This is a genomic window from Actinomycetota bacterium, from assembly GCA_030776625.1.
GTDB lineage: Bacteria > Actinomycetota > CADDZG01 > CADDZG01 > WHSQ01 > MB1-2.
Window position 1 is genome coordinate 202,685 of record JALYHL010000004.1, and the last position, 12,298, is coordinate 214,982.

The window sequence follows — 12,298 nt, forward strand, 5'->3', positions numbered from 1 at the left end:
AACTACAGGAACATATGTGACCGATCCGTCGGGGCTCGTCGGGCGCGTGGATGAACTGGACAGGGCGCGAGCGGCGCTGACGGTGGCTCATGCGGGGCGCACACAGGTTCTCTTGATCTCAGGCGAGAGCGGGATCGGAAAATCTCGTCTCGCCGAAGAGATCGGACGGCTCGCCGAAGAAGCCGGAGGGCGTGCGTCATGGGGCACGGGAATGGAGGGCGCGCCTCCCTACTGGCTGTGGCAACAGGCGCTCCCGGAGCTGGATCTCGCATCGGATGCCGGGCGACGATCAGCTTTCGAGCTCGCGCAGGCAGTGGCGCAGGTGCTGAGAGGCCCCCTTGAGCGGAGTCCTACCGTCCTGATCTTCGATGACGTCCACGTTGCCGACGAAGCCTCGCTCCAGCTCGTGGATGTCTTGGTCCGGTCGAGCCGAGATCTGCAGCTCCTAATCGTGGCGACGTATTCGGGTGTCATGCATGATGCCGTTGTCGCTGAGGCAGTGACGAGATTGATGAGCCGGAGCGACCACATCGGCCTGCGCGGGCTCGATCTTGCGGAGGTCCGTCTCTTCTACGAAGGATTGACCGGGAGACAGTGTCCCGAGGAGCTGGCGATCGAGCTCTTCGAGGCGTCGGAAGGTCATCCCCTGTTCTTACGGGAGGCGATCCGTTCACTAGACGAACATGGTCTCCATCGGCCCGATGAGTCGATGGGGTTTCGTGTCCCGGGCGGGGCCCGTGCCCTGCTACGGCGTCGCTTGAGCTTGCTGGACCCCGAGGCAGTAAAGATGCTCGCGATCGCCTCCGTCTTTGGCCGGAGGTTCAACGTCAGCCTCCTGCAAGAAGTTGCTCCCAAGGACAGTTCCCGGTTGCTCGAACTTCTCGGCGAGGCGACGGACGCGGACGTCATCGAGGAGGTCGGGGGCTACGGGGACTATGCGTTCACGCAGGTCTTGCTGCGCGAGGTTCTCTATGAGGATCTCAGGGCGTCTCAGCGCATGAGCGTCCACGCGGCGATCGCCGACGTGCTGATGGCGCGTTATGGCTCAAGTGAGGACGAGCATGTCGGCGAGATCGCGCATCACCTCTTCAAAGCGGCTCAAGCGGCTGACCAGAAGACGACTCTGGAATACCTCCTCAGGGCGGGGAAGGCGGCCGCATCCCGCGGCGTGGCGGCGGAAGCCACTCGCCACCTCCGCCGGGCGCTGAAAGTCGCTGATCTCGCAGGCGCCAGCCGGGCCCGGCGCGCCGAGATAACGAGTGCGCTCGAGACGCTTGAAAACTCCGGAGAGCTCGCCAGAGCTGAAGATGGAGGATCGGCAGGTTTACCCCAGGCCTACACATTCCGCCGAGAGGGCGACTACTGGACCATCGAGTACCAAAGCGACGTCATCCGGGTGAAGGATTCGAAGGGGATGCGGTACCTGGACATCTTGCTGCGCGCCCCCGGTCGCGAGATCCATGCCCTCGAGCTTGCGTCCACGGTTGGGGGTGAACAACGACGGGTGAGCGTCTCGGACCCAATGGCAGAAGGTCTACCCGTGATGTCCTTCTCTGAGGGCGACCCATTGCTCGACCCGAAAGCGAAGGCAGCCTTCAAGGAGCGGATCGCAGATCTCCAGGAAGAGATGATCGACGCGGAGGAGATGAACGATCCTGAACGTGCCGCTCGCGCTCGGGCAGAACTCGACGCCCTCGCGGAACATCTAGCCGGTTCCGTCGGCCTCGGAGGCCGCGACCGGAAGGCCGCGTTCGAAGCCGAAAAAGCACGCCTGAGTGTCACGAAGGCTCTGCGGTCGGCGCTCGCAAAGATCGCGAGCAGCAGCCCCGGACTCGGCGAACATCTCTCCGCGACGGTCAAGACGGGCTATTTCTGCGCCTACACGCCGGACCCACGCGCTCCTATCGACTGGAGCGGGTGAGCCATCGGGCACATCCGTTACCTCCTTCTTCCCACCCTGTGCATGACACAGATCTGGCGACACACAAGAGGGGAGAGAACCAACGTGGGTGGGTGGGAACGTCTGACCCCCGCGGAACGAGCGGTGGTCGAACTCCTTTGTGAGGGGCTCACGAACCCCGAGATAGCAGAACGGCTGACCCTTTCCCCACGGACCGTGCAGCGTCACCTGTACAAAGTTTTTCGCAAGGTGGATGTTCGATCGAGGACGCAGCTTGTGGCCGAGGCGATGCGCCGCGAGTTGCAGAGGTGAAGACTGCACCGCCGTCTGGATGACGAACTTCGGGTGGGAGCCCGCTTCATGCCCGAGACGATTACCCGCCAGGCCGCTAATACCTTGCGTTCCGACATGCTGCAGAGATATCTGCTGGCGCGCGCCAGCGAGCGTCTGAACCGGTCGAAGTAAGTCCCATAAAAACCCCGCCCGAGGGCGGAAAACAACGCTCAACGACGCTCACGAAATGATGAGAAATGGCTGGTCAGAGCACCTGCAGAACGCAAACCCGCAGGAGGGCCACCCGGGACCCCGGGGGCCTCGTGGCGCCAGGAGTCCTAGCAATGAGAGCGAACCTTTAGAGATATGTGGCGTACTAACTGTGCCGTGATTGCGGTTCTCCTCATGGGGGCGCTGATTTCTCCGGCGACGTCGCGCGCGGCGGAAGAGGCCTGTACGAGCGAAGAAGCTCGGGTGGCTCTCAAAGACTTCGTCAGCGCGTACAACCGTGGCCATCTCGAGCTGCTCGACTCCATGTGGGCGAAGGAACCGAAGTTCGAGTGGTACACGGTGGGACCGGGGCCGGAGAGGCTGAACGGCGACCGCTCGAACTTGATCGCGTATTTCGCCGAACGTCACGAACTGGGGGACCGGATGGACTTTCTGCGGTTGAAGGTCCTACAGGGAGACACTTGGCATGGGGGTCGCGATTTCAATTACACCTTGCGGCGCACCTCGGACGACCTTTGGCCGAGCGCAGACGGTGTCTACGAAGGCAAAGGTGCGATGAGTGCGCGTTGCAAATTCTTCGTGTGGACGATGAGTTGGAGCCGACCCTAGAAGAAGCAAACGAGGAGCCCCGACTCCCGCGCTCTTCAACCTCGACCTCCGACAGCGGCTTCACCGCCAGCGCCCGCGAACCCCGCTCCGCCCGACCGCGCCTCATACGCGGCCTACATCGGTGAGACTGCAGCCGATCGGCCGCTACGGCGACCAGCCCATATTGATGGCCCACATGTACCTGTTGTTCTCGGGCTTGACTCCACCCTTTCCCGTGAAGGTTCCGTTACCCCATGGGAGAGGGTCGTTGCTGGTGCGCTCGAGCTCGAAGCTGATCCCGCAACTGCCGTCCGGACTCCGTTCCGAGCTCGCCCGGAATCGCCGGATCTCCAGCACATCGTTGTGGTCGATGCGCTCGCGGAAATAAGCCATGAGGGTCGAACGCTCCTCGGCAGTCGGACCGGTTCGTTCGGGCGAAACCCTGTACATCCCGAAGCCCCGTTCGGGCGGGAAGATGAAATCAAGGCGCTTGATGTCCCCTTCGTCGTACGCAACGACGAACTGCCGAAAGAGCCGACGGCTCTTACTCGGGGTGCAGCTTTCCTCGGCCGAACCAGGGACCGCGCCAACCGACCCCAGCAGGGTTGCGGCGCAGATCAGGAGTAGGAATCGATTGAAAGTCACGCTGTTTTGACTTCGCACGCGGTCGGGTCGAAGGGCTCGCCTGCGACGGTTTGAGGCGTCGGGCCGAAGCAGTCGCTAATCACCTGCGCTCCTTGTCGGATCCCAGGCAACAAGAGCACCCACGCCACGACAGCCCAACCGAGATTCAGGTGCTCGAGGGCATGGAACACAGCGGCCACCCCTCGTACGGGGGGGCCTGAGGGTGGCAGATAGGTGATCCGTCGAATCCCCAGATCCTGCGAAGACTCGGCTGGTGCGATCCCCAGACGCACGGGTTGCCTAGCAGTGAACCAACGGCCGACCGAACTACACGTGGAGCACGAGAACGCAACGAGGAGTTGGGAGTCACCTTCGACGTAGGGCCTCCAGCGAGGAATCCAGTTGCGGGTCTCTGCCCGGTAGCCGACCCACCGTTGTCCGAATCGACTCTTGAGGTCGATGCTTTCATGCCAACTGGCGAGTCCCGCGCCATATGCGAAAGCGATCACCGCGCTCGCGAGTAGCCATGGGTTCCAAAGCGCTGCGGCACCAATCATGAATATGAGGACGATTGAGAGCTGCATCGGATTCCGTACATAGGAGTAGGGACCACTCGTGACTAGTTGCTTGGGCGGGTCGTACGGGATCGGCGTCCCTCGCCCTCTGTGGACAAACTCGCTCACGGCACGTACTCCCAAGGCGATCGGAACGCTGAGAATCTGAGCTGCCAGGCTCAAGCGCCCTGAGGGAATCGCGGAGACCGCATCCCAGCTCCCAGCCTTCGCGATCGCTGCCGTCGGGACCAGCCAAAGAAGGTAGGCACCAGCGGTAGCAACCTGCATGGCGGCCCTTCCCTTGAGGTGGGTGTCATTCGAGGTCCATCGCGAGAAGAGCAACGAAGGCAACAGCGCCACAGCCATCGCAACGGCCTCGCCAAACAGCCAGCCCCTTCCAAGAACCAAGACCGGGCTCAGCAACGGCATCGCGATGAGATCCAGCCAGAAGGCTCCGAACAGGATCGGTACCAGAGGCCGATCAGAAGCAGCCAGCGGCACAAAGGCGCCCCACAGGACCGTCCACCCGAGCCAGGGCTCGATGGCCACGCCCATGAATGAAGGAAGGCCGCCATCGAATTCCCACCACCCGAAGTGGATCGCTACGAGATTGACAACCAGTAGCGACCACGCATTCCACGACAGCGCGACGAGGACTCCAGCCAACGATCGACGCGAGGGGCGCTGCATCAACGCGATTCCCACCGCCAACGCGATAGGAGCCAACGAAAGCACGGATCGAAGAATCAACTCGGTCCTCATGGAGTGGCGACCGTATCGATGAGATAACCAACCGCCTTAGTGGCCGCGTACCGCTGCCACGGCCCGAAGTACCACGAAGGTGACAGCCGCCTCTCGTAGTGGAACGTCCAGGTGAGCTCCGTCGTATCCGCATCCACCGCCCTCCACGAGACGTTCGAGCGCCCCCAGCCGATCCAGTGCGTGAAGGCAGTCGTGTCGGTCATTGGTTTGAACACGACCGAGCGTGTGGTGCTCCGAACAACCTTCAATTCCAGGCGGCCCCCGCCCTCCCGGGGCTCTGGAGCCGCTGAGTGGTGATGCGGCTGCCCGATCGGCTCCATCGGTGATTCGTCGCCGAAGAAGATCGTCCGTCGGTCCTCTACATCTAGACCTTCACCGGTTGCGCCGACAGGACGAGGGAAGCCGAGTTTGAGATAGGCGGGCAGTGCCCTGTCAAAGTCCGGCGTGCTTGCAAGAGCCTGTCGGACCTCGCCCACAGAAGCGTCGATGCTGCGGGTCACACGGATGGTCTCGTGTTTAGGAAAGGACGTTCCCGGCACTGCTCCCTCGACACTCAATAGGAGCAACGCGACACCAACGATCGAGTACACCTTGCCTTCGGACTGCCGCCGGCGACGCACTCGATCTATTGGATATCCGATCGCGATCCCTACCAGATAGAAAAGTGGAGCTGCCATGAGGATGCAGACAAACCCTTCCGCAAACACGATTCCCGATAGCAACAGAGCGAGGGTGATGCCCTTGACGATCACGCCCGTCGCACTCTTCGCCTTCGGCGTGAGTGAAAGGATCACCGCGAGTACGGCCGGCACCCCGATGAAGAAGACAACCGACTGGTGCAAGGACGACCCGTGCATCAGGTGGTAAGCGATCGCACCAACTGCAAGGGCCAGCGTGATGGTGATGAGCGTCCATCTGCCTGCTCCCACAGATGATTCTGCCGTCACTTCGTTGCTAGAGCTGATCGAGTCCGGATCCTGTTGGACCTCCTCCTGGGCCGATCCCGGATTCATCACGAGGAAGAGGGCGAACAAGATCCCAAGCGAGCCCATGACCTGGACGACCACAGCGAAGCCATTGCTGCGAATGTGGACCTCGGCGGCAATCAGGTAGACGCTCCACCCGATCGCGATGACCCACACCAGTGCCTGGAGAAGTGCCCGCTGCCTCTTGGGGTCTTGCCCTGGGGAACCGCCGTTGTCCATGAGATCCGCCTCTCGTTTACTCAACCGATTAAAACATATGATTAAACCGTCCAGAGATGCAAATGGAAGGAACCCACGTGGCGCGAGAGGAAGCACGGCGGGGGGATCGCCGGGCCCAAATGATCGAAGCGGCCATCGAGTCCCTAAAGGACGTTGGCTACGCCGGCACCAGCATCAGGGAGATAGCTCGACGGGGGGGCTTCAATTCGGCGCTGATCTCCTATTACTTCGGAGGCCTCCATCAGTTGCTCCTGGCGGCCCTCGACCACAGCAGCGAGATCAGGATGCGCCGTTATTCAGAAGCGGTCGAGAAAGCGAAGGACCTCGAGGAGTTGCTGGCCGTCGCTCGGCAGATCTACCGGGAGGACGTCGAGGGTGGCCACATCACGATCTTCACCGAGATGGTCGCCGCCAGTCTTGCCCACCGCGAACTCGGCCCAGAACTGGTTGCACGCGCTGAACCTTGGTTGGACTTCGTCGAAAGAGCCATTCGGAAAGGGCTGGGTGACAATCCCCTACTCCAATTGATCCCGCCGCGAGAGATCGCGTACTCCGTTCTCTGCTTCTATCTGGGAGTAAATGTGATGACACAGCTCGAGCCCGAATCGAAACGCGTTGACGGCCTGTTTGATCTCGCCAATCGGTTCGCTCCGCTTGTCGGTCCGATGCTGGGTCTGCCGATGCGCTCTGCCGATGATTCCTGAGCACCGTTCCACCCCACAACAACCCACAAGTTCCGCCTGATCGGTGTCAGTGGGCACTCAGCCGCTCTCAGCTCAGCCGCTCTCAAGTCACAGGGAACGGGGATTGCAGCCACCAGGGGCGGTTGCTCAGCTCGATGCTGTCGACCCACTTAACCCACCAGAACCCGCGCCGGTCGGGGGCCACGAGGCGCACCGGGAAGCCGTGGCCCGCGCTCAAGGGCTCGCCTGCTACGCGGGTCGCGAGCAGCAGCTGAGGCGCATCTGACGCTGGAAAGACGCGGACGTAGCCGGTCACCGAGCGAACGACGATGCTGCGCGCGTCACCAAGCTCCCCAAGCAGCTCGTCGAGACGTACTCCTTCCCAGGTCTGCGTCGCGAACCACCCGCCGGTGCAATCGATCAGCGCGTCGACGCGGTGGTCGAAGGCGGCTAACTCCTCATAGGTCCAGTCGCGGCGGCCGGCCTTCAAGCTCCACTCGGCGGCATCTACGAGAGGGACGGAGTCGTTCAACCACTGGGTCACGGGCATATCCGCGGGAACACCGGTTCCTTCCTCGTACGAGCCGGTGAATCGCCGCCGTGCCCCGGGTAGAGCCGCGACGCGCTCCACCCCCTTCAAGATTGCGAACGCGAGGCTTCCCGCGATAGTGATGGTTCCCGAGCGGATGATCTGCCGGCGCTCCAGGTCGGTCCGGTGCGGGCGGGCAGGTCTCGCCGCCACGTGCCAGACCACCAGAGGAAGCGAGAGAAGTGCCGCGCCGACGTGCAACTGCATCGCCGTCAGCGAACCGACCCCGAGGACGGCACCTGTTGAGTGCAGGAACCCGAAAGCGAGAGCTGCCAGAACGAGCACGCTCAAGACCAGAGACGCGCCACGACCCGGCCGCTCGCGCCGGAGGGCTCGCCGGGCGATCACGCTTTTCCACGGGCTCAGGATGACGATGACAAAGCCCGCGATCCCGTGACTGACCGAAACGTAGACGTTCCAACCCGAACCGACGCCGAACGCCATGGCACCGGTCGCGAACGCAGCCGCCAGGGCGACCAGAAGTCCTACGTTCGTTCGGCGCGCCGACACGTATCCGAGTCTCGCGCCCGCAGAGAGATAGGTGGCTGCTCTGCCGACCCCGGTGTTCACGCAGATCCCGAATCGGCATCGTCGAGTCTCACGCAGTTTTCGATCCTTCCTAGACTGGAGGGAGATGAGCATCGGCGTCTTCCACTCGTGGCCGGCACGGCCTAGGGAGCTCCCCGAGAAACCTCGGCCGAGCGACTACCGGAGCACGGCCTGACCGACCCTGGGCTACCCGCCTACAGCCCCCCGGAGCCGGGCGCCGTAGCGCGCGACCTGCGCAGCGCGGGCGCCGTGGGGACCCTCCTGGCCCTCGCGTTCCTGTGGGCCGCGGCGCAGCTGGACGAAGGCATCGCCTTTGCACCGGCCGCGATCGCCGATGCCATCGTGCGGCTCACGCCCGGTGACGCCACGACGTTCTTGATCGAGGCCCTCGGTCCCTGGGCGATGCGATTGCTGGCTCTCGCGGTGGGGCTCGGCACTATCGCGGTGGGCGCCGAGATCTACAGGCGCACCGCCTCCGACGGTCGCCCGAGCCCGTGGCGCGGCGCCCTGCTCCTGGCCGTCCTCGCGGCCGCCGTGAGCGGGCTCGTTCCCTCCGATGACGCGGCCCCGGTCCCCACCGGCATCGCCCTGATGATCGCCGCGGCCGTCTACGAGCTGACCGCGCGCCGGGTCCATCACCAGTTCTGGCTGGTGCGCGGCGACGCTGACAAACACCGGCGGTACGTGCTGCGGTTGGGCGCGGCAACCGCGGCCGGCGTGGTCGTGGGCGGCGCGTCGGCGTCGTGGTTCGCTCGCCGCTTCGGCGGCCCGGACACCGACATCGCGCTCGTCGCCCCGGAACGTCCTGCGATCGCTCCCGCACGCGAGCCGTTCCCGGAGATCGACGGGCTCTCTCCGGAGATCACCTCGGTCGCGGATCACTACGTCGTCGACATCGACATCTTCGACCCCACCGTCGAAGCCGAGGGGTGGCGGTTGCGTGTGGGCGGGCTCGTAGATGAGCCTCTGGAGCTCGATGTCGCCTCCCTGCAGGCGGACTTCGAGGTAGTAGAGGAGTTCTCGGTCATGACGTGCATCTCGAACGAGGTCGGCGGGGGCCTCGTCGGCAACTCCGCGTGGGGCGGCGTGCGGTTGACCGACGTGCTGGAGCGGGCGGGCGTAAGCGAGGGAGCCGTCGACGTCGTCTTGCGCGCGGCCGACGGGTACGCCGACTCGATCCCCCTGTCGGTCGCCATGGAGCCGTTCACGTTGCTCGCGGTGTCGCACAACGGGGCGCCCCTGACGCAGGAGCACGGCTTTCCCTGCCGGCTGCGGGTGCCGTCGATCTACGGGATGAAGAACGTGAAGTGGCTGACCGACGTCGAGGTCGTGGCCGAGGACTACCAGGGTTACTGGATGGACCGCGGTTGGTCCGACGAGGCGGTGGTGAAGACCGAGTCGCGCATCGACGTGGCGGGGATCGACCGCGCCGGGAAGGTCGGTGAGGAGACGTGGGTCGCCGGCGTCGCGTGGGCCGGCAGCCGGGGCATCTCGAAGGTGGAGGTGTCTACGGACGATGGCGTCACGTGGCAGGAGGCGCTGCTGAAGGAGCCGCTCGCACCGAACGCATGGCGGCTGTGGGCATACCGGTGGACGCCCGCGCGAGCCGGCCGGATCCTCGTGCTGTGCCGCGCGACCGACGGCGACGGAGTGACGCAGACGAAGAAGACGGCGGACCCACATCCGAGCGGAGCCTCCGGGTATCACGGTCTCGACGTGGAGGTGTCGTGAGGGTGAAGCCGGCGCAGGTCGGGTCAGCCGCGACGAATGACGCTTCCGGGCGGCCCCTCCGCGACCTGCGGATCTCACTGACCGACCGCTGCAACTTCCGCTGCCCTTACTGCATGCCCGCAGACGTATTCGGCCGAGACCACGCGTTCCTGCCCCGGCGCGAGCAGCTGTCGAACGAAGAGCTGGTGCGCGTGGTGCGCGTCTTCGTGGGGCTCGGCGTGCGAAAGGTGCGTATCACCGGGGGCGAGCCCCTTTTGCGGCGCGACCTCGAAGAGGTGATCGCGGAGATCGCTTCCGTTGGGCTCATCGACGACCTGGCGCTGACGACGAACGGTTGGTCGCTCGCCGGGCGCGCGGAGACGCTGCGGCGCGCCGGCCTGCAGCGGGTAACCGTGAGCCTCGACTCCCTCCAAGCTGACGTCTTCGCGGCGATGAGCGGCGGCAACTCCGGCATCGAGCGGGTGCTGGCGGGGATAGAGGCGGCCGCGGCGGCGGGCTTGGAGCCCGTCAAAGTGAACGCCGTCATCCGCAGAGGAGTCAACGACGGCGAGGTCGTCGCGCTCGCCGAGCACTTCCGCGGCACCGGACGGACGATCCGGTTCATCGAGTACATGGACGTGGGCGAGAGCAACCACTGGGACGTGGGCGAGGTCGTGCCGAGCGCCGAGATCGTGGCGGCCATCTCCGCCGCGGCGCCCCTGGAACCCGTGCCTGCGACGGACGCCGGCGACGTGGCCCGGCTCTACCGGTATCGCGACGGGAGCGGCGAGATCGGCGTCGTCTCGTCCGTGACCGAGCCGTTCTGCGGCGACTGCACGCGCGCGCGGCTGTCGTCCAACGGGCTGCTGTACACCTGTCTGTTCACGTCCACCGGCCATGATCTGCGGGCGCTCCTGCGCGCCGGCGCCTCGGACGCCGAGCTGACGGAACAGGTCGCGCTGATCTGGTCGCAGCGGGACGACAGGTACTCGGAGATCCGCTTCGGGCCACCCGGCCCCCGTCGCAAGGTCGAGATGAGCGTGATCGGCGGGTGAGCGAACCGCGGCGTGTCCTCGGAGACGCTTCGGGAGCGCTCGCGGACCTCGGCATCCTGATCCCGCTGGCTGCGACACTGGCTCTCCGCAACGGACTCGATGGCGGCACTTTGCTGCTGTGCGCGGGGATGCTGTACGTCGCGGCAGGCCTCTACTTCCGCGTGCCGGTCTCGGTCCAACCGGTGAAAGCGGCCGCCGCCATAGCGATCGCACACCAACTCGACGCGGCCGTCGTTGCTGCTGCCGCTGTGATCCTGGGCTCGATCCTCGTGCTCGCGGCGCTCGCCGGAGTGACCGACCGGCTCGCGACGCTCTTCCCGCTTCCGGTCATCCGTGCGCTCCAGCTGGGCGTGGGACTGGTGCTGGTTCGCACCGCGTTCGACATGGTCGCTCTCCAGGAACCGCTTCTCGTCGGAGCCGTAGCGGTGACGGGAACGGCGCTCGCAGTGGTGGGCGTCCGGACGCGCTGGGCGGCACCGGCGATCCTGGCGCTCGTCATGGGCGGGGTGGTCTGGTCGCTTCTGGCGGGAGGTCCGATCGAAGTCGGGCTCCAGCCGGTAGACATCGCCCCGGCGGACGGAGTCTTCGACGGCCGCACGCTGTGGCTCGCGCTCACGATGCTCGTCCTTCCCCAGCTGCCGCTCACGTTCGGCAACGCGGTCGTCGCGGTGGTGGACCTCGAGCACAGGTACTTCGGCGCCGGCGCGGCCCGGGTCTCCACGCGCTCGATCACCCTTTCGTGCGGGCTCGCGAACCTGTTGAGCGGATGCGTCGGCGGGATGCCGCTGTGCCACGGGTCGAACGGCCTCACCGCGCACTTCCGCGCCGGAGCTCGTACCTACCGGATGAACCTGATGATCGGGCTCACCCTCGTCGCCGCGGTGCTGTTACTCGGCGGCTCCGCGCTCCTCTTGTTGTCGCTGATCCCGCTCGCGGTCCTGGCGGCGTTGTTGACGTTCACGGCCGTGAGCCACGGCGCGCTCGTCGCAGACCTCCGCGGCTACCCGCTGGTCCTCGCGGTCGTCGCGGGCGTGGCGGGAGCCGCGGCATCCAACCTGCTGGTGACGCTCGGGATCGCGCTCGTCGCCTACTGGGTCCCGCAGCTACACGTCGCTAGGCGGGAGGTGCTCCAGGGTGCGTGAGGTTCGTCCCGACCCAGCTCTCGCCACGCGCGGTGATCTCCTTCTTCCAGATCGGTACCGTCGTCTTGATCTCGTCGATCAACCAGCTGCAGGCTTCGAGAGCAGCGCGGCGGTGGGGTGCCGAGCAGACGACGACGACCGTGGGGTCGCCGAGCTCGCAGCGCCCGGTACGGTGCACTACCTCGACGGCGAGCAAACCCCACCTGTGCGCGGCCTCGCGCGCGGCCGATGCGAGCCGCTCCTCCGCGAGCAGCGGATGGGCCTCGTACTCGAGCGCGACCACGTCGGTCACGTCCGGGGCGGCCCCGGTGGAGCGCACGGTTCCGACGAACGAAGCGATCGCTCCCGCGGCGTCGCGGCGCACCCGCGCGAGGGCCGCGGGTACGTCGAGCGGGGTTTCGCTGAGGCCGCAGACGACGTCGCTCATGGGGCG

At 65.3% G+C, this 12,298-nt stretch carries 12 protein-coding genes; 7 read left to right on the top strand and 5 right to left on the bottom strand.

Annotated features, from left to right (window positions below; all coding sequences use genetic code 11):
- The first annotated feature begins 16 nt into the window (after positions 1–16).
- The 3 genes from M3N53_08530 (at position 17) to M3N53_08540 (ending at position 3,013) form a co-directional block, all read left to right on the top strand.
- On the top strand, positions 17–1,921 hold the full coding sequence (locus M3N53_08530; protein MDP9068371.1) for an AAA family ATPase: 1,905 nt from the start codon (positions 17–19) through the stop codon (positions 1,919–1,921).
- Between the two features lie 42 nt (positions 1,922–1,963).
- A complete protein-coding gene (locus M3N53_08535) occupies positions 1,964–2,212 on the top strand; it encodes a helix-turn-helix transcriptional regulator (GenBank protein ID MDP9068372.1) in 249 nt (82 codons plus the stop codon).
- 348 nt (positions 2,213–2,560) lie between these two features.
- The gene (locus M3N53_08540; GenBank protein MDP9068373.1) at positions 2,561–3,013 is read left to right on the top strand and encodes a hypothetical protein; all 453 of its coding nucleotides are present in this window, start codon (positions 2,561–2,563) and stop codon (positions 3,011–3,013) included.
- A gap of 144 nt (positions 3,014–3,157) precedes the next feature.
- Here M3N53_08540 and M3N53_08545 read toward each other — a convergent pair whose 3' ends face one another.
- The 3 genes from M3N53_08545 to M3N53_08555 all read right to left on the bottom strand — a co-directional run bounded on the left by M3N53_08545 (position 3,158) and on the right by M3N53_08555 (position 6,161).
- Positions 3,158–3,385 (bottom strand): hypothetical protein, encoded by a 228-nt coding sequence (locus tag M3N53_08545; protein MDP9068374.1) that lies wholly within the window; start codon positions 3,383–3,385, stop codon positions 3,158–3,160.
- Between the two features lie 248 nt (positions 3,386–3,633).
- Complete coding sequence (locus tag M3N53_08550) at positions 3,634–4,932, bottom strand: isoprenylcysteine carboxylmethyltransferase family protein (GenBank protein ID MDP9068375.1); 1,299 nt, start codon at positions 4,930–4,932, stop codon at positions 3,634–3,636.
- On the bottom strand, positions 4,929–6,161 hold the full coding sequence (locus M3N53_08555; protein ID MDP9068376.1) for a hypothetical protein: 1,233 nt from the start codon (positions 6,159–6,161) through the stop codon (positions 4,929–4,931). The genes M3N53_08550 and M3N53_08555 overlap by 4 nt, the downstream gene beginning before the upstream one ends.
- Before the next feature lie 53 nt (positions 6,162–6,214).
- Here M3N53_08555 and M3N53_08560 point away from each other — a divergent pair, with 53 nt between their 5' ends.
- Entirely contained in the window at positions 6,215–6,841 is a 627-nt protein-coding gene (locus tag M3N53_08560; GenBank protein ID MDP9068377.1) for a TetR family transcriptional regulator, read from the top strand.
- Positions 6,842–6,923: 82 nt separating this feature from the next.
- On the opposite strand, the gene M3N53_08565 is transcribed toward M3N53_08560, so the two are convergent.
- Positions 6,924–7,979 carry a molybdopterin-dependent oxidoreductase gene (locus tag M3N53_08565; GenBank protein ID MDP9068378.1) on the bottom strand — a complete coding sequence of 352 codons (1,056 nt, stop codon included), beginning with the start codon at positions 7,977–7,979 and terminating at the stop codon, positions 6,924–6,926.
- Between the two features lie 228 nt (positions 7,980–8,207).
- On the opposite strand from M3N53_08565, the gene M3N53_08570 reads away from it, so the two are divergent.
- Genes M3N53_08570 through M3N53_08580 form a run of 3 tightly spaced genes read left to right on the top strand, consistent with a single transcriptional unit; the run spans position 8,208 to position 11,865 of the window.
- Complete coding sequence (locus M3N53_08570) at positions 8,208–9,689, top strand: molybdopterin-dependent oxidoreductase (GenBank protein MDP9068379.1); 1,482 nt, start codon at positions 8,208–8,210, stop codon at positions 9,687–9,689.
- Positions 9,686–10,723 (top strand): GTP 3',8-cyclase MoaA, encoded by a 1,038-nt coding sequence (gene moaA / locus M3N53_08575; GenBank protein MDP9068380.1) that lies wholly within the window; start codon positions 9,686–9,688, stop codon positions 10,721–10,723. Before M3N53_08570 ends, moaA begins: the two co-directional genes overlap by 4 nt.
- Positions 10,720–11,865, top strand: a complete 1,146-nt coding sequence (locus M3N53_08580) for a putative sulfate/molybdate transporter (GenBank protein MDP9068381.1) — start codon at positions 10,720–10,722, stop codon at positions 11,863–11,865. The genes moaA and M3N53_08580 overlap by 4 nt, the downstream gene beginning before the upstream one ends.
- Here the strand turns inward: M3N53_08580 and M3N53_08585 are convergent.
- Positions 11,837–12,292: a molybdenum cofactor biosynthesis protein MoaE gene (locus tag M3N53_08585; GenBank protein MDP9068382.1), complete on the bottom strand. Its 456-nt coding sequence runs from the start codon at positions 12,290–12,292 to the stop codon at positions 11,837–11,839. The two genes, M3N53_08580 and M3N53_08585, sit on opposite strands and share 29 nt — an antisense overlap.
- Positions 12,293–12,298 lie beyond the last annotated feature (6 nt).